The 17370-nt window shown below is 57.2% G+C and carries 17 protein-coding genes; 10 read left to right on the top strand and 7 right to left on the bottom strand.

Annotation, left to right across the window (positions count from 1 at the left end; translation table 11 throughout):
• The first annotated feature begins 75 nt into the window (after nucleotides 1-75).
• Genes ccmI through GS646_RS05725 form a run of 3 tightly spaced genes read left to right on the top strand, consistent with a single transcriptional unit; the run spans nucleotide 76 to nucleotide 2009 of the window.
• The gene (gene ccmI / locus GS646_RS05735) at nucleotides 76-1296 is read left to right on the top strand and encodes a c-type cytochrome biogenesis protein CcmI (protein ID WP_171185941.1); all 1221 of its coding nucleotides are present in this window, start codon (nucleotides 76-78) and stop codon (nucleotides 1294-1296) included.
• On the top strand, nucleotides 1293-1757 hold the full coding sequence (gene ruvX, locus GS646_RS05730; RefSeq protein ID WP_171090829.1) for a Holliday junction resolvase RuvX: 465 nt from the start codon (nucleotides 1293-1295) through the stop codon (nucleotides 1755-1757). The genes ccmI and ruvX overlap by 4 nt, the downstream gene beginning before the upstream one ends.
• A gap of 18 nt (nucleotides 1758-1775) precedes the next feature.
• Nucleotides 1776-2009: a DUF1289 domain-containing protein gene (locus GS646_RS05725; protein ID WP_171090831.1), complete on the top strand. Its 234-nt coding sequence runs from the start codon at nucleotides 1776-1778 to the stop codon at nucleotides 2007-2009.
• 571 nt (nucleotides 2010-2580) lie between these two features.
• On the opposite strand, the gene GS646_RS05720 is transcribed toward GS646_RS05725, so the two are convergent.
• From GS646_RS05720 to GS646_RS05695, 6 genes are all read right to left on the bottom strand, one after another.
• Nucleotides 2581-3309 (bottom strand): STAS/SEC14 domain-containing protein, encoded by a 729-nt coding sequence (locus GS646_RS05720; protein WP_171185943.1) that lies wholly within the window; start codon nucleotides 3307-3309, stop codon nucleotides 2581-2583.
• Between the two features lie 36 nt (nucleotides 3310-3345).
• Nucleotides 3346-4128: a hypothetical protein gene (locus tag GS646_RS05715; RefSeq protein WP_171185945.1), complete on the bottom strand. Its 783-nt coding sequence runs from the start codon at nucleotides 4126-4128 to the stop codon at nucleotides 3346-3348.
• Nucleotides 4125-4949: a sulfite exporter TauE/SafE family protein gene (locus GS646_RS05710; RefSeq protein ID WP_171185947.1), complete on the bottom strand. Its 825-nt coding sequence runs from the start codon at nucleotides 4947-4949 to the stop codon at nucleotides 4125-4127. Before GS646_RS05710 ends, GS646_RS05715 begins: the two co-directional genes overlap by 4 nt.
• Before the next feature lie 15 nt (nucleotides 4950-4964).
• A complete protein-coding gene (gene dusA, locus GS646_RS05705; RefSeq protein WP_256368441.1) occupies nucleotides 4965-5960 on the bottom strand; it encodes a tRNA dihydrouridine(20/20a) synthase DusA in 996 nt (331 codons plus the stop codon).
• A gap of 390 nt (nucleotides 5961-6350) precedes the next feature.
• Nucleotides 6351-7106, bottom strand: coding sequence for a sulfotransferase family protein (locus GS646_RS05700; RefSeq protein ID WP_171185949.1), 756 nt, complete (start codon nucleotides 7104-7106; stop codon nucleotides 6351-6353).
• Nucleotides 7107-7111: 5 nt separating this feature from the next.
• A complete protein-coding gene (locus GS646_RS05695) occupies nucleotides 7112-7948 on the bottom strand; it encodes a hypothetical protein (protein WP_171090845.1) in 837 nt (278 codons plus the stop codon).
• 111 nt (nucleotides 7949-8059) lie between these two features.
• Between GS646_RS05695 and GS646_RS05690 the strand changes: the two genes are divergently transcribed.
• Entirely contained in the window at nucleotides 8060-8938 is an 879-nt protein-coding gene (locus GS646_RS05690; RefSeq protein WP_171185950.1) for a LysR family transcriptional regulator, read from the top strand.
• A 143-nt stretch (nucleotides 8939-9081) separates the two neighbouring features.
• Here the strand turns inward: GS646_RS05690 and GS646_RS05685 are convergent, their stop codons facing one another.
• Nucleotides 9082-9705, bottom strand: coding sequence for a TetR/AcrR family transcriptional regulator (locus GS646_RS05685; protein WP_171185952.1), 624 nt, complete (start codon nucleotides 9703-9705; stop codon nucleotides 9082-9084).
• 137 nt (nucleotides 9706-9842) lie between these two features.
• Between GS646_RS05685 and GS646_RS05680 the strand changes: the two genes are divergently transcribed.
• The 6 genes from GS646_RS05680 to GS646_RS05655 all read left to right on the top strand — a co-directional run bounded on the left by GS646_RS05680 (nucleotide 9843) and on the right by GS646_RS05655 (nucleotide 17362).
• The gene (locus GS646_RS05680; protein ID WP_171185954.1) at nucleotides 9843-10307 is read left to right on the top strand and encodes a (2Fe-2S)-binding protein; all 465 of its coding nucleotides are present in this window, start codon (nucleotides 9843-9845) and stop codon (nucleotides 10305-10307) included.
• Nucleotides 10308-10310: 3 nt separating this feature from the next.
• Nucleotides 10311-12497: a xanthine dehydrogenase family protein molybdopterin-binding subunit gene (locus GS646_RS05675; protein WP_171647664.1), complete on the top strand. Its 2187-nt coding sequence runs from the start codon at nucleotides 10311-10313 to the stop codon at nucleotides 12495-12497.
• Between the two features lie 135 nt (nucleotides 12498-12632).
• Nucleotides 12633-13952 carry a glutamine synthetase family protein gene (locus GS646_RS05670; protein ID WP_171185959.1) on the top strand — a complete coding sequence of 440 codons (1320 nt, stop codon included), beginning with the start codon at nucleotides 12633-12635 and terminating at the stop codon, nucleotides 13950-13952.
• A 58-nt stretch (nucleotides 13953-14010) separates the two neighbouring features.
• Nucleotides 14011-14691 carry a type 1 glutamine amidotransferase gene (locus tag GS646_RS05665; protein WP_171090856.1) on the top strand — a complete coding sequence of 227 codons (681 nt, stop codon included), beginning with the start codon at nucleotides 14011-14013 and terminating at the stop codon, nucleotides 14689-14691.
• Entirely contained in the window at nucleotides 14691-16049 is a 1359-nt protein-coding gene (locus GS646_RS05660) for a glutamine synthetase family protein (RefSeq protein WP_171090858.1), read from the top strand. The genes GS646_RS05665 and GS646_RS05660 overlap by 1 nt, the downstream gene beginning before the upstream one ends.
• A gap of 8 nt (nucleotides 16050-16057) precedes the next feature.
• On the top strand, nucleotides 16058-17362 hold the full coding sequence (locus tag GS646_RS05655; protein ID WP_171185961.1) for an FAD-binding oxidoreductase: 1305 nt from the start codon (nucleotides 16058-16060) through the stop codon (nucleotides 17360-17362).
• Nucleotides 17363-17370 lie beyond the last annotated feature (8 nt).

Here is a 17370-nt window from a genome sequence, read left to right as displayed (position 1 = left end):
GTTCATTCGCGGCCATTTGTCCCTTTTGTCGGGCGGCGCGTAGGTCTAAGTCAGGACAGCATCTTCGGAGGGACCATGACGTTCTGGGTTCTGATTTTCATTGTCGCGCTTCTGATTGCGGCTTTCCTTTGCTTTACCTTGCTGCGCAACCGCCGCGCGGAAAAGCCTGCAGCCGCATATGACCTTGAGGTATACCGCGAACAATTGGCGGGGGTTGATAAAGACCTTGCGCGCGGCGTGATTGGCGAGGCAGACGCCGAACGGGTTCGCACCGAAATCTCTCGTCGCATTCTGGCTGCGGACGAGAATTTGAAAAAGGGCGGTGCCGCGTCTGGCCCGTCGCGGGCTGTGTCCATCGTGTCGGTGGTGGTGATCGCGCTGATCCTGATCGGTGGAGCGATGGCGCTGTATGATCGGACCGGTGCCGTCGGTTTGCCGGACATGCCACTGACGGCTCGGTTGGAGCTTGCCGAAGATGTCCGGGCCAACCGACCACCCCAAAACGCCGCCGAGCAACTGGCGACTCCGCCCCAGCCTGCACAGCTGGACGAAAGCTATGCGGCGCTGCTGAAACAACTGCGAGATACTGTCGCCAACCGTCCAAATGATCTGCAGGGCCAGATGCTGTTGGCACAACACGAAACAAATGCAGGTAATTTCAAGGCAGGATACACCGCACAGCAAAAGGTAATCGAACTGTCCGGTGATGCGGCAACTGCGGACGCCTATGCCGATCTTGCCGAAATGATGATCCTTGCGGCTGGCGGCTATGTATCGCCCGAAGCGGAACAAGCCCTGACAGAGGCATTGAACCGAAATCCACGCCACGGGCCCGCCCGGTATTATTGGGGGCAAATGCTGGCGCAGGTCGGACGGCCCGATCTGGCCTATCGCATGTGGGTGCAAACCTTGCAGGACGCCCCAAGCGGCGCGCCCTGGGCCGGGGCCATTCGGGCGCAACTGGATGAGCTTGCTTTCCGTGCAGGTGTCTTCAATGCACCCGACCTGAGTGCAGCGCCAGGTCCAAGCCAGGACGACGTGAATGCCGCCGCCGAATTGACCCCTGAAGAACGGCAAGAGATGATTCAGGGGATGGTGAACCAACTGTCTGACCGACTGGCAACCGAAGGCGGCGCGCCCGAAGAGTGGGCTCGCCTGATTGCAGCATTGGGCGTTCTGGGACAGGGCCAACGGGCCATCGACATTCACAAAGAGGCCATGCAAGTCTTTGCCGGGAATTCCGAAGCGCTTGAAATCCTTGACGCAGCCGCGTTGCAGGCCGGGATTGCCCAATGATCCATGACGTCTTTGAAGAGTTCGCTGCGGCGTTGTCGCCGATGACCGCATTGATGGGTCTCGATCTTGGCGAAAAGACAATCGGTGTTGCCGTCTCTGACCGGATGCGCGGCGTGGCAAGTCCGTTGGAAACTGTTAGGCGCAAGAAATTCACGTTGGATTCCGCTCGTCTGATTGAGATCGTGACCGACCGTGAGATCGGCGGCATACTGTTGGGATTGCCAAAAAACATGGATGGGTCCGAAGGCCCACGTTGCCAGTCAACGCGGGCTTTTGCGCGAAACTTGTCACGTTTGACGGATCTGCCAATCGGTTTCTGGGACGAGCGGCTCAGCACGGTTGCGGCAGAAAAAGCACTGCTTGAGGCGGATACGACACGAAAACGTCGCGGACAGGTTATTGATCACGTTGCTGCCGGTTATATCTTGCAAGGGGCGCTGGACAGGCTGCGCTTTTTGTAACCAGGTCGGAGACCGTCAATGACGAATATGGTGTGGAAACGGAATGAGGTCGAAAGCCCTTGCGTCCAGATCTGCGTTGTTCATCCGACCGAACGCATCTGCACGGGCTGCTATCGCACGATCGACGAAATCACGCGCTGGTCCAAAATGGACAGCTCTGAACGTGCCGACATCATGGATGATCTGCCCTCGCGCAAACCACGGCTTGCCAAACGGCGCGGCGGACGAGCAGCCCGACTGAACGGCTCCTGAGCTATCAGCCCACTTTTTTTCGCGCTTTGGTTTGAGCGTGCCCGCCCCTGACCGGGATCGGTTTGCGCAATTCCTTGCGGAACAAAACAGTCATCTCTGATCGCGTCGCCTTGTCGTGCCGAACAGCTTCGCGTTTTTGTGTCACGCGCCGGTTGTCCGACGTGCTGCGGTTAAGAAATCTTCCTATCAGACCTTTAAGTGCCATTTCAGAATTCCCGCTTTAAAAAACAATGTCGCTGCGGGTCGAATTCGAGCTCCGAGGGTTCAAGCTCTTGAACGTGACTGTTCTACGTGAGTGGTGACCCGCAGCGACAAGGCGTGGCTAAAGGTGTTTCCCGAAAAAATTAGGGGGAAAACACGCGGGTTCTGATCTTTTTTGACGCGTCGATCAATAAAAACCTAAAATGACGCAAAATTCCCTAACGTCACAATTTGGCTCAGCCGACGTGGCAAAAGGCGAATAATCCGCGCGATCCCGGAAAAACCGCCTGTGGATTGCGAATCGCTACGGAGTTTGCGGGCAAAAAAAGCGGTCAAAAGTTGACCGCCATCTTTTGAATCCCGCCAGAAACTAACCTGTCGCCAGCCAGTTTTTAGCGTTGTCGAACTCTTCAGACGAGAAGAACTGAGTGCGCGTGCCCAGAACATGACTGGCAACCTTCTGGGCCATATGCTGCCAGCTTTTGTCCCCTACAATGGCCGCCCGGTCCAACAGACCGATATGGCGGCTGGCCAACCGAAAATGCGCAGCCAGGGCAGACAACCCCTGCCAGCCGTCAAATTCCCGCAGGTCAATCAACAGGCGAAAACCGGCGCGATTCTGAAGCAATACGTCCAGATCACGCTCTGCCTGCTTGTACTCCTCGGGGTCCAGCTTGCCCAACAGACTGATCTGCACACAAGGCCCGCCCAGATCTGTCAGGTGTATCGATCCCAGCGACTCGCGCATCCAACGGCGGGCTGCTTCCAGATCGGCCAGGTCAAATAATTGCACAGGGCACGGCAAGATCGGGGCTGCCAGTCGAATACTGGTCTGCACCCATCCCTGATCGGCAACTACGGCGATCCGGTCAAAGCCACGCCAATGACTTAGACCCAGCTTCGTGTCAGACCAGGCCGCACCCAGATCATATCCTTTGAACTCGGGCTGCACGATGGCCAGCAGACGCACCGAGTCATGCTCGGCCAGCGCGGCTTCAATCGCGGGGACCAGAGTGTTGGTGTAGTCGGCGCTAGTAACCTGCCCCGACAATTCGACTTCAATCAGTGCGCCATCTGAATTCGTATGGACCGTAATCATCCGTCAAAACCTCCAAAGCCAAATAGTGACAGGAGGTTAGGCAGATTCGATCCATTCGGCTACACCCCCGGCGCATTCGGGGCGGAAATAGGCAATCATCCGTCCATCTGGCCCTGCCGTCGCCGCGTCGGCCCAAGGTGCAACACCGTGCAAACAATGGCGATGCAACAGATAGGCTTCGCCGGGCTTGGCGGGCAATTCAATCCGTGGACAAGTCTCGAACACCTCGTGACGCGCGGCCTGGTAGATGTCGGTTACATCAACTTCGTGCAGCGTCTCGTTTGACGTGCCATTCAGCGCATCCCTGAACGCAGCGCCCAGAATGTGGTGGCTGCCTTCCCACAACACCATAGGCGATGCATCTGGGCTGGCCTCGGTCAGGGGAATGCCCAATATCCACGCATGAGGCTCATCCACGCGTCGGCGACGATCTGGTCCCATCGGACGCAAACCATCCACATGGGCCGCATCCCGGTTCCGGCGATATCGGGTCGCGGCCTCATTCTCACCACGACGCGGGCGCGGGTAGCCCGGATAAATGATCGACACCTGCCCTTTGTGCAGGGGTAAATCGCCATAACGTTCGCGAATAAACGACACCGCCTGCCCAGCCAGAGGCGCAGACTGACCAACCCTGCCCTGCGTGTCATTGGGCAGCGCATCTACGCCGATGAACCATGTCCCTTCACAGTCTAACCATTCCGCATGAGCCGGGTCTGAAGTCGAGGCACGGGCTGCGGGCAACGCATGGCTGACCCACTCGGCCAGTGATGGGTCATAGGCAAACTTTACCCAACCCTTGGCCCAAAAATCACTCATAGGCCAATTGCCTTCCGCAGCATGTTCAGCGCCACCAGCGTCAGAAACACGGCGAAGACCCGTTTTAAGGGTTTCGGATCCATCGCGTGCGCCAGTTTCACACCCCAGGGTGCAGTGATCATCGTCATCGCAACAACAACGGCAAAGGCCACAAGATTGACCGCCCCGATGGTCAGCGGAGGGCGGTGTTCGGGCGCGATCTCAAGAAACAGAAAGCCGACGACCGACGGCACCGCGATGATCACACCAAAGCCTGCCGCTGTTGCGACCGCACGGTGGATCGGGGTGTTATAAAGGCTCATCAGCGGAACACCAAAACTGCCACCCCCGATCCCCATCAGAACCGAAAGACAGCCTACCATGGGCGACAGTATTGCCCTTTTGATCCCCCCCGGCATGACATCGCCCAGCCGCCATTGAGAACGGCCCAGCCCAAGATACGCGCCAATCACCATACCCAGAACGCCAAACAGGGCCTGCAGGGCCTCGGTCCGCAGGGCAGAGGCAACCAGAACACCGATGACCGCACCGATGACGATACCCGGGCCCCAGCCACGCAATATATCCCAATCCACGGCTCCCTTTTTGTTATGCGCCATAACCGAGCGAACCGATGTCACAATGATCGTGGCAAGCGACGTCGCCAAACACAGCTGCATCAGTTGCGGGCCGCCATAGCCAAGGGTTTGGAACGCATAAAAGAACGCGGGGACAAGGACGATACCTCCGCCGACTCCCAGCAACCCGGCCAGAACGCCTGCAAGCGCCCCGATCACAAGCAAAAGGCCCAACATCTGGGCCAGCAACATCGTTTCGGGCATTGTTCCCCCTGCTTGTTACGCCTCTGCCATCGGCGCAACGTGGTTCAGCGCCTGCAACATCACTTTTGGCCCGGCCTCTTTGTGAACGGCCCCTTCGGACAATGCACGCCGCCACGCGCGGGCGCCGGGGCGACCGGCAAAAAGACCGAGCATATGACGCGTGATCTGGTGCAAGCGTCCACCTTTGGCAAGGTGCTGATCGACATAGGGCACCATTTGTTGAACGATCGCAATCGGATCCCGCGCGTCTCCAACACCAAAGATACGCGGGTCGGCCTCAGACAGGATGTCTCCTGGTTGGTGATAGGCGGCACGTCCGATCATCACCCCGTCCAGACCTGCGTCCAAATGAACCTTCGCCTCGTCCAACGAATTGATGCCACCGTTTATTGAGATATGAAGGTCGGGAAACGCCGCCTTCACCCGGTGCACCAAATCATAATCCAAAGGCGGAATGTCCCGGTTTTCTTTGGGGCTGAGCCCTTGCAACCAGGCCTTGCGCGCGTGGATAGTCACCCTTTGACAGCCCGCGCTGCGGATCTGATCCAGAAACGCAGGCAAAACCTCCTCGGGGTTTTGGTCGTCCACCCCGATGCGGCACTTGACGGTCACGTCTATGTCCACCGCTGCGCGCATTGCAGACACGCAATCGGCGACGCGGCCCGGATCCTTCATCAGAACCGCGCCAAAGGTGCCCGATTGCACCCGGTCCGACGGGCAACCGCAATTGAGGTTGATCTCATCGTACCCGGCCTCGGCCCCCAGCCGCGCCGCTTGCGCCAGCTCTTCCGGGTCTGACCCGCCCAATTGCAAAGCCACGGGATGTTCGTCTTGGGAATACTCCAGCAGATGCATCGCGCCTCCCCGCACAAGTGCCGGGGCCGTCACCATCTCGGTAAAAAGCAAAGTCTCGGCGCTAAGCAGACGATGAAAAAACCGACAATGTCGATCGGTCCAATCCATCATGGGCGCCACGCTTAAACGCGCTGCTTTTTGTGATTTATTTTTCAAAGCGCTAGCTCCACACAGCTTTGAACTTCTTTGTGTACAAGCCCCTTGGGTTTTGCTGTGTTTCCGCAAATTGTCCAAGGATCTCGATTCGAGTGTCCTTGGGGTGTAGCACATCCAGAAGGCGCGAACAGCAGACGGATAGCTGCTAAGCACCGGGCCCAAGGATTGACCCTGTTTCTGACACGGTTTTTGCAACTCTCGCCAATGCCTTCCGGACATCGGTGGGCCCCGGACATCCTAGACCGTGATAATGCAGCGCCGTTACATGATACCGGTCAATCCCTTTGTCACACAAGTACCTAAAGCTCAGGGATCGGGCCATAGGGCATGACTTTTGCAGGGCGCGGAGCCGCCTCAGTTTTCACTTGCTTGTTCATTTTCCAAAGACTTTCAAACGGTTTCCGACACCCGGATGCGATGCTTATAGAGGTGATCGTAGTGGGGCTTCATCCGACGATGGACGCGACGCACACGTTCCGGAGCATCTGCCACTTCGATATATTTACGTTTTTGCGGCGTCAGGCCGGTGGATTGCGCCAGATTGGCGTGGAACGAGCCGCCATCCCACCAACTGTGCTCGGACGGGTCGCCGCCCGCTTCCCAGGTTAGCGCCTCTGGGATGAAGGGAATGCCAACGGAGTCGCAGAACGCCTTGGTCATGTCATGGGGGTTTTCCAGCAAGTCGTCACTGTCAACAACCGGGGGGGTCTTGCCGTCGTTCAGCGCCGTCAGCAGGTCGAACAGCGCCCGCTGCTCGGGGAAGCCAACCTCCAGCTCATCGAAATCCGGCCATTTGTTGTACATGGACGAAATCGTCTTTGCCGGGTCGCGGATCAGGAACGCATGGATGAAATGCGACAGAAACTCAGGATCCCACATGTGGTTGATATAATGCGGGAAGTCTTTGATGAAGACCGGGCCTTTTTCGGCACGGGCTTTGATATCGTCCCACACGCTTTCCAGAGTGAGGCCGGGGGTCGTGACCTCACCCTCTTTGTAGCGCGGCCACATTGGGTCTTCACCTTGGTACCAGGCTTCGCCGAAAGGTTCGTGCAGGCAATCCAGATCGCCACGCTGGCGCATCATCCATTCAAACGCGGTCGAGGTAGAGCGGGGTATCGCCCAAAGAGCTACAATCTTGTGCATTCGCTTCAGTCTTTCAGTGAGGAGAGCAGGCTGCCCTGCTGGGTTTCCGGGGCCAGGCCCAGGGTTTTGAAGATGCGCCAGTAGAGCGCAGTGTCATGGCCGATGACCGGCTTGCCGAGGCGTTCTTCCAACTCGACCTCATAGTGAACCGGACGTTGCGCAATTCCGTCAGACGGACGGCGGTAATTGCTCATCCCGTTGATCAGATAGGCATCCACATTGGGGGCTTTGTCGGCGGTATAATCGAAGGACTTGTAAATCAGCTCTTCGTCAAAACACCAAATGCAATCATCGACCGCCTCTTGGCTGTCGAACCAACCCTGATCAAAGAAGTTGCCGGCCCAGACCACGTCGAACCCGGCTTCTTTCAGAAATCCTACAGTTCCTTGATACCATGTGTCCCTGTGATAGCAGGCGTTGAGCGCAACCTTTTCGACATTCTGATCCCGCAGCGCCTCGACCATCGAATAACCAGACATGTGAAACGGCGTTTCGTACTTGTCGCTCAGCATTTCGATATGTTGGCGGATGCCCTCAACACCCAGACCACTGGCGTGCACCCAGTTCGAACCGACCTGCCCGCAGACGTCAGCGCCGTTGTTGGCCATACATTCCATGTATTCTTCCAGCAGGCCAAAGTTCTTTTTACGCTGATCAAGGCGATGGGCGTAGTCCGGCACGTGAAGCATACGCCCGTGAACGCCCACACTGCGCGGAGCCATGCGCAGGAAGTCCGACGGGGCTGCATCAAAGTCATGCGGAGGGCAAGTGAAGCCCACCTGATGCGGGAACAGTTTAACCTTGGGGTTTTCCCACTTGGGCGGCTTTACGTAGGTGTTCATCGCTCTTCTTTTCCATTGGAGAATTCTAGCCGAGAGTTAGACCTGTTTCGCCTAATTTTCCTATTGCTTTTTTGTGCCTCTAATCATATCGAAATTGATATGACGTCCCGTATGTATAACCTGCCATCAACAAGTTCTCTGATTGCGTTTGAGGCGGTGGCGCGGTTACAGGGGTTTGCGCGAGCAGCCGAAGAACTTAATACCTCTCAGCCTGCAATCAGCCGTCACATCCGCAATCTGGAAATTCGTTTTGGGGCGGATCTTTTTCACAGGGACAGAACACCGATTTGCCTGACGGCTAAAGGAAGCTTGTTCTATGCCGGAGTCGTTCAGGGATTTGACGCATTACAAAACGCGGTTCGGGATCTTGAGCGCGTCGAAAATCGGGTCACACTGGTGTGTTCGCATTCGGTGTCGCATCTGTTGCTCATGCCACGCTTCGGAAAACTCCGGCAGGCGTTGGGTCGCAATGTCGAGCTACGTTTTATGACATCGGCGTACAATCTGGTTCAGGCTGCTGTTGAGACAGGCGGTGATATCGTTTTTGAATACTCTGCATCACCGCCGGAGCACGAACATGTCGTTGTTTGCAAGGAAGAAATTAAGCCCGTTGGAACGCCCGAAAATGTTGCCAGAGCGAAAGACGCATTGCGGGGCAAGTGCGAACCGCCACCGCTTTTGAAGCTTCAAAAGGAAAACTATGGTTGGATGGACTGGTCCGACTGGCAAAGCGCGCATCCCGACTATGCCAATTGGCCGATTTCGGAAGAGTTCGATAGCTATGTCTATTTGTTGGAAGCCGCTGCTTCCGGTGAGGGGCTTGGCCTTGGGTGGCGCAGCTTTGTCGATGCCTATCTGGACCGTGGTGATCTGGTTGAAATGCCCGATGACTGGTATTCAAGAGAGACGATTATTTATGCCAGGCTGACCCGCTACGGGCAACAGAACCCTATCGCTCGAAAATGCCTCAAACTGCTGGAGAACCTTTAGCAAAATCACCGCTGGCACATGACTTTATGGCAAACAAATTGGGTTTAAGCACCGTATCGCAACGCAAGCCCTCAAGATGGGCAGTGTGAGGCGGAAAACAGACTTGTGGACAGAAACCCCTGCCCTCGTAAAAATACGTCAGATCAATCACGGTTTGAGGCAAAAGAAACGCCGTACCTGCTGATCATCATCTCGACACTGTTTTCGATCGTTTGCGCCATTTCCGATTCGCTAAGCGTTCCACCCGTGAACATCAGCGGCCAAAAAGCACGCGCCTTTATCAGACCGACAAACTCGATCCCCGCGCGTTCGGGATCATCGACCTGCAACTGCCCGTCCTCGGCCGCATCCTTCAACATCGCAATAAAGGTCTGGGTCTTGTCCAGTTTCCCTTGAACCTTCGCCGCAAGTTCAGGGTTGCGCAAAGTTTCGCTGACCACCATCCGCGCCATGGCGATCACGTCGGGATGCATCAGAATCCGCCCCTCGGCCCAGGCCAGTTCAGTCAATTGCTCACGAATATCGCGGCCTTTTTCATACCGGATTTCCAGAACTTCGGCAAAACGGCTGGACAGCTCAACAACGATAGAGCGAAAAAGATTGTCCTTGCTTTCGAAATACTTATACAGCGTACGCTTGGACACTTCTGCCCGAGCTGAAATTCGATCCATACTGGCCGCAGCAAAACCCTTTTCCTGGAATTCGGCCACAGCAGCTTCGATGATCTGTGCGTACTTGGACGCATTCGGTGTGCTGCATTCGTTCATATCAGAGCTATAGACCCATTGACGGGGAGCGGTCAAACCCTAGGTAAACGCAAGAGTTTACAAGGGCGCAAATCTGTGCCACTAGTAAACCCGCCAGTTTACCACTCTGGGAACCAGCGCTAACAGGAGAGGCCCCAATGTCCTTAACTTTGAAACTAAACGGCAAGACCCATGAGGTTGATGCCGAACCCGGCACGCCCTTGCTGTGGGTGATCCGGGACGAGTTGAAGCTGACCGGAACCAAATTCGGATGTGGCGTTGCGTCGTGCGGCGCGTGCACCGTGCATTTGAATGGCGAGCCTGTCCGCTCGTGCCAGACTTACATCGAAGACGTCGAAGACGCCGAAATAACCACAATCGAAGCGGTTGGCGACGACAATATCGGTGCTGCTGTTCAACAGGCATGGGTCGAGCTGGATGTGGTTCAATGCGGCTATTGCCAATCGGGTCAGGTGATGTCAGCGGTGGGGCTGCTTTCGGAAAATCCCAACCCCTCTGCGGAAGAGATCGACGATTACATGGCTGGCAACGCGTGCCGCTGCGCCACCTATCAACGCATCCGCGCCGGTATTCAGCGCGCGTCTGAAATCCTGGAGGCCTGATTCATGACCATCAACACTTCCCGCCGTGGATTTCTGAAAGGTGCTGCCGCTGCTGGTGCCGTCCTGCTGGTTGGCGCTCGTCCTGATGGCTCGCTTGCTGCCACAACAACGGAAAGCGCACAGTTCAATCCGTTCGTGAAAATTGACGCCGATGGCACAGTAACAGCTATCGTTAAGCACTTTGAGATGGGCCAAGGACCAGCGACCGGCCTGCCCACTTTGATTGCCGAGGAAATCGGCCTGCGCATGGACCAAATCGCGTATGAATTTGCGCCGTCCAATGCACAGGTTTACGCCAATATGGCGTTCGGTCAGGCACAAGGCACCGGCGGGTCGACCGCCATGGCAAACTCTTGGCAACAATACCGTCAGGCCGGAGCCGCAGCGCGCGAAATGCTGATCAACGCCGCCGCTCAGGCTTGGAGCGTGGATGCATCGGGTGTGACCATCGAAGAGGGCATCGTCAAAGCAGGCGACAAGTCGGCACCGATTGCCGAATTTGTTGCAGCGGCTGCACAACTCGAAGCGCCAGCCGAACCGCAGCTTAAAGACCCGTCAGAGTTTCGCCTGATCGGCAACGAAGCCGTGCGCCGTAAGGATTCGGCGATCAAAGGCAATGGCCAGGCCATTTACGGCATGGACCTGCACCTGCCCAACCAAATGGTTGCGATGATCAAACGTCCAGACGCTCGCGGTGGAACGGTCAAGAGTTTTGACGACAGCGGGTCACAGCAAGTCAAAGGTTTCATCAACGCAGCGACCCTGCCGAACCAGGCCGGTGTGGCTGTCTATGCCGAAAACACATGGGCGGCTATTCAGGCGCGTGAAGCGCTTGAGGTTGAATGGGATGTTTCCGCTGCCGAAACCCGCAGTTCTCAGCAAATTGAGGAAGAGATCCGCGCCGCTTTGGACGCTGCGCCTCAGTACAACGTCAACGGGGCGGACGCGACCGAAGTTGCAGCAAAGATCGACGGTGCCGACACAGTTCTGGAGAAAACGTTCTACTTCCCGCTGCTGGCACATGCACCGATGGAACCGATGAACTGCACCATCGAACAGGCAGAGGACGGTACGATTGTGCTGCACGACGCGGCGCAGATTCCTACCATCGTACATTTCGCCCTGGCCGCAGTCTTTGAATTGCCGCCCGAGAAAATCCAGATCAACACCCTGTTGGCCGGTGGTTCTTTTGGGCGCCGCGCAACACCGGACGCAGATTATCAGGTCGAGGCGGCGTTGGCCTTTGTGCTCACAGATCGCGCCCGCCCGGTGAAGCTGGTTTGGACACGTGAAGATGATATCCGCAGCGGCTATTACCGCCCGGCGTTCGGCCACAAGGTTCGGATTGGACTGGACGGTCAAGGCGACATCGTCGGATGGCAGCACCAGGTCGCAGGCCAGTCCATCATGAAAGGTACACCCTTCGAAGCGGTATTGGTTCATGACGGCATTGATCACAGCTCGATCGAAGGTATCGCGGACAGCCCTTATGCAATTCCCGGTATGGCCTTGGGGTTAACGGACACACCAAAAGCAACCTCGCTTCTGTGGTGGCGGTCTGTGGGGCACACCCACACGGCCTATGTCATGGAAACCATGATGGATCTTGCCGCTCAGAGCGCGGGACGCGATCCGGTAGAGTTCCGCTTGGCTCATTTGTCCGACAGCAGCAATCCTGACCAGCAGCGCAAGGCGGCCGTGTTGAAGCTGGCTGCGGAAAAGGCTGGCTGGGGAACCCGTCGTGAGGGCCGGGCATTAGGTGTTGCGGTTCACAAGTCTTTTGGGTCTTACGCAGCTGAAGTGGTCGAGATTTCGGGCGATCCGGAAAGCGGCATCAAGATCGAAAAGGTCACTTGCGCCGTGGATTGTGGCATTGCCGTGAACCCCGATACTGTGCGCGCCCAGATGGAAGGTGGCATTGGATACGGCATTGGCCATGTGATGCGTGACCAGATCACACTGACCAGCGGAGCGGTAGATCAGAGTAATTTCCCTGACTATGAACCGCTTCGCATTGGCGATATTGCCGCGATCGACGTGCATATCATGCCGTCCGCCGAGGCACCGACTGGTGTTGGCGAACCCGGCACTCCGCCTTCGGCGCCGGCGCTGGCCAACGCGATCCACGCCTTGTCGGGCGTTCTTGTTGCGCAACTGCCGATGGAAGAGAACGGCGTTAGTTTTGCATAAATAGCTTTGCCCCGCGCCGGGTCACACCAGCGCGGGGCTTGGCCTTGGTCTCCTGATCTAAAATTTGATCAAATTTGGTGACAAAACAGGTTCATTGAAGTACATCACGGGGAACCAGCACCGACGGAGCCCCCTATGGACCTGAGCGCCCTGCACAATTTTCGCGTTGCCGCATGTGACTTGAATGGCCAGATGCGTGGCAAGCGCGTTCCCCCTGCCTATGCGGACAAATTGGACAAAGGCGCAGTTCGAATGCCGTTTTCAGCATTGAACGTCGATCTATGGGGCGCCGACATCGACGGCAGCCCGCTTGTCTTTGAAACCGGTGATGCTGATGGCGTGTTGCGTCCGACCGAACGCGGCGCGGTCCCTGTACCATGGCTTGAGAGTGAAACAGCCCTGGTGCCAATGAGCCTTTATGATGATGAAGGTGTTCCATTTGCCGGAGATCCACGCCACGCGTTGTCAGCCACGCTGGACCGTTATGCGCAACGCGGCTGGTCGGTCATGGCAGCAACCGAGCTGGAGTTTACTCTGGTGGATGCCTCTGGCCCGCAACCGCAACCTCCGATAAACCCAATTACCGGACGTCGTATGTCGGACGAAGCCGTTCTGTCGGTTGCTGAAATGGACGCGTTCGAGGAATTTTTCACCGACCTGTACGACGGCTGTGCTGATATGGGGATCCCTGCGCAGACGGCTATCTCAGAAAGCGGCATCGGCCAGTTTGAGATCAACCTGAACCACCAAGGCGCTATGCGATGCGCTGACGATACGTGGCTTTTCAAGACCTTGACGCGTGGGTTGGCCCGCAAACATGGATTTGCCGCCACCTTCATGTCGAAACCCTATGCCGATGATGCAGGCAACGGGATGCATGTGCATTTCTCGGTTCTGGATCAAGACGGGCGCAACGTGTTCGACAACGGTGGATCAGAAGGCACTCAGGCTCTGAAGTCTGCCGTTGCAGGCTGTGTTGCGGCCATGCCGGGAAGTACGCTGATCTTTGCGCCGCACGGCAACTCTTACACCCGGCTTGTGCCGGGCGCTCATGCGCCGACGGGGGCGTGCTGGGCCTACGAGAACAGAACTGCCGCCATTCGTATTCCCGGTGGAAACCCATCCGCGCGCCGTATCGAGCACCGCGTCGCAGGAGGGGACATCAACCCCTACCTCATGCTGACTGCGGTTCTGGGGGCGGCACTGGTTGGTATCGAAGACGGGCTGCAACCGCCTGCTCCGATTTCCGGAAATGCCTATGATCTGACAGACTTGCCGCAGCTGATGCCCGACTGGTCAACGGCAATCGACCGATTTGAAGCAGACCCCATGATCGCACGCCTGTTCCCTGCCGATCTGATCCGGTATCTGGCCATGACCAAACGACAGGAAGTCAAACGGTTTTCGAGCATCCCACTAGAGGCACACTGGCTGAGCTATCTTGAGGCGGTTTGACCCTCTTGCCGCCTTGTATGGACTCGGCTAGTATGAATTTGATCAAATTTGGTGACGCATGAAAATCGGCATATTACAAACCGGCCACACCCCCGATGTGCTGCAGGGTGAATTCGGGGATTACGATGCTCTGTTTCCCAAACTTCTTGATGGGCACGGGTTTGATTTCGAAACCTTCGCTGTGGTGGACGGCATTTTCCCGAAGGATGCTGATGACGCAGACGGTTGGGTCATCACCGGCTCGCGCCATGGCGCTTATGAAGACCTGCCTTGGATTGCACCGCTGGAAGCGCTGGTCCGAGAGATCCACCAAAGCGGCAAACCCCTTATTGGTGTGTGTTTTGGTCACCAGATCATCGCGCAGGCCCTTGGCGGTAAGGTCGAAAAATTCTCGGGCGGATGGGCCGTAGGGCGCACCGAATACGACTATAACGGGGATAAGGTCTGGCTGAATGCCTGGCATCAGGATCAGGTTGTAGACCTTCCTGAACAGGCGCGTGTTCTGGGACGGAATGCATTCTGTGAAAACGCAATGCTGGCTTATGGGGACACAATCTGGACCGTTCAGGCGCATCCAGAGTTTTCCAACGGCTTCGTTTCGGGCCTGATGCGAACACGGGGCAAAGGCGTGGTTCCCGACACCCTTATGCAAGCCGCCGCAAACCGTGAAACTGCACCTGATGACAATGCCAGAATCGCGCGCCAGATGGCCGAGTTTCTAAAGAAAGAGAGAGCCTGATGGCTGATTGGACCGATAAACTGCCGGACGCCGCCAAAGCGTATTTCCATGGGCAAAGGCTGGACGAGGTTGAGTGCATCATCTCAGACCTGCCGGGTATTGCGCGGGGCAAGGCGGTGCCTGCCTCAAAGTTTGCAAAGCAGTCGTATTTCCACCTACCCGACAGCATATTCTACCAGACCATCACTGGTGGCTGGGGTGAAGCTGCGGGTGAAGATGGCTTTATCGAGCGGGACATGATCCTCAAGCCCGATTTCTCGACCACCTCCGCCGCGCCCTGGACCGGAGACTGGACGCTGCAGGTGATCCACGACGCCTATGACCGAGAGGACAACCCTATCCCGTACAGCCCGCGTAACGTCCTGAAGCGTGTTGTACAGCTTTATCACGACAAGGGCTGGAAACCTGTTGTCGCGCCCGAGATGGAGTTTTTCTTAGTCGCCCCCAATGTCGACCCGGCACAGGGCATTAAGCCGATGATGGGGCGCTCTGGTCGCCCAGCCGCGGCGCGACAGGCCTATTCCATGACTGCGGTGGACGAGTTCGGCCCGGTGATCGACGACATCTATGATTTCGCTGAACACCAGGGGTTCGAGATCGACGGCATCACGCAGGAAGGCGGAGCCGGACAGTTGGAGATTAACCTGCGTCACGGCAATCCAATCAAGCTGGCGGATGAGGTGTTCTATTTCAAACGCCTGATCCGCGAAGCCGCGCTGCGCCACAACTGTTTCGCGACGTTCATGGCCAAACCGATCGAGGAAGAGCCCGGATCGGCCATGCACATCCACCATTCGATCATCGACATGGAAACCGGTGAGAACATCTTCTCCGGTCCGCAAGGCGGTGAGACGGACGCGTTTTACCATTTCATCGCAGGCTTGCAGAACCACTTGCCTGCTGGTCTGGCGGTGATGGCACCATATGTGAATTCGTACCGTCGCTATGTGAAAGACCACGCCGCGCCGATCAATCTGGAATGGGCCCGCGACAACCGTACAACCGGTATCCGCGTGCCCCTATCCAGCCCGGCGGCGCGCCGTGTCGAAAACCGCATCGCCGGAATGGACTGCAACCCGTATCTGGGCATCGCGTTGTCACTGGCCTGCGGCTATCTGGGACTGGTCGAACAGGAACGCCCCCGCCGCCAATTCTATGGCGACGCTTATGAAGGCGAAGGGGATATTCCTCAGATCATGGGGGAAGCGCTGGATCTGTTTGACGGGGCCACTGCCCTGCACGAGGTCCTTGGACCTGAATTCGCCCGCGTCTACGGCATTGTAAAACGGGCCGAGTACGAGGAATTCCTGCAGGTCATCTCTCCGTGGGAACGCGAACATCTTTTGGTCAACGTCTGAGACGCGCCGTGAACCTGCTTTATTCTAATGACCGCAAGGGCGAATACCCTGCCAGTTGGTACGCTGCGACGTCAAACCCGACGGATCGTTTCCCCGCACTGTCAGAAGACGTCAAAGCAGATGTGTGTGTTGTTGGTGGTGGCTATACCGGCCTGTCCGCAGCATTGCATCTTGCCGAAGCCGGGTTCGACGTCGTATTGCTTGAGGCCCACCGCGTCGGCTTTGGCGCATCCGGCCGCAACGGTGGTCAGTTGGGCAGCGCACAACGGATGGATCAAGAGGATCTCGAAAGCCTTGTTGGCGATGAAGATGCCGCCAAACTGTGGAGTCTGGCCGAAGACGCCAAGGATTTGGTCAAGTCTCTGATCACCAAACACCAGATCGCATGTGACCTGAAACCCGGCGTCGCGGTTTTGGGGCTAAGCACCTCAGAGCAGAAAGAACTGCACGACCATGCCGGTCACCTGTCTGACCGGTACGGCTATGATCAGATTGAGCTGTTGGACGAAAACGCAGGCCGCGCGCTCTGCCCGTCCCCAGCTTACAAAGGCGGCTATCTGGATATGGGCGCGGCGCACCTGCATCCCTTGAACTATGCCTTGGGGTTGGCGCACGCGGCGGCAAAAGCGGGTGTGCGGATTTTTGAAAGCACCGAGGTCACAGGGATTGATGACTCCCGGCCTGCGGTGATCCGTACCTCTAACGGTACTGTTCGGGCCGAGCATGTGATCCTGGCGTGCAACGGCTATCTGGGCGACCTCAATCGCTCTGTTGCCTCTCGGGTCATGCCGATCAACAACTTCATTGCCGCCACCGAACCTTTGGGCAGCGATGCGGCGCGGGTTTTGACACAGGATGTCGCGGTTGCGGACACCAAGTTTGTGGTAAATTACTTCCGCCTAAGTGCGGATGGTCGACTGTTGTTTGGGGGCGGCGAAAGCTATGGCTACCGTTTCCCTTCGGACATTGCCGCCAAGGTTCGCAAACCCATGGCCGAGATTTTCCCCCACCTGCGTGACGTCAAAATCGACTATGCTTGGGGGGGAACGCTGGCTATCACCATGCGGCGGATGCCCTATTTGGCCCGCGTCGCGCCGAACATCCTGTCCGCTTCGGGCTATTCCGGTCATGGTGTCGGCACCGCGACCCACGCCGGGCAGCTCATGGCATTGGCCATTCAAGGACAGGCTGAAGGGTTCGACACAATGGCGCGCGTGCCTGCCCTGCCCTTCCCCGGCGGACCTGCGCTGCGCAACCCGCTGTTGGTGCTTGCGATGACCTGGTTCGCGCTGCGCGACCGGCTTGGGATCTGATCCACGTA

The sequence above is a fragment of the Ruegeria sp. HKCCD4315 genome, from assembly GCF_013112245.1.
Classification (GTDB): Bacteria; Pseudomonadota; Alphaproteobacteria; order Rhodobacterales; family Rhodobacteraceae; genus Ruegeria.
Note: the sequence above shows the minus strand (reverse complement) of the source record. Positions and strands in the feature narration are given on the sequence as shown.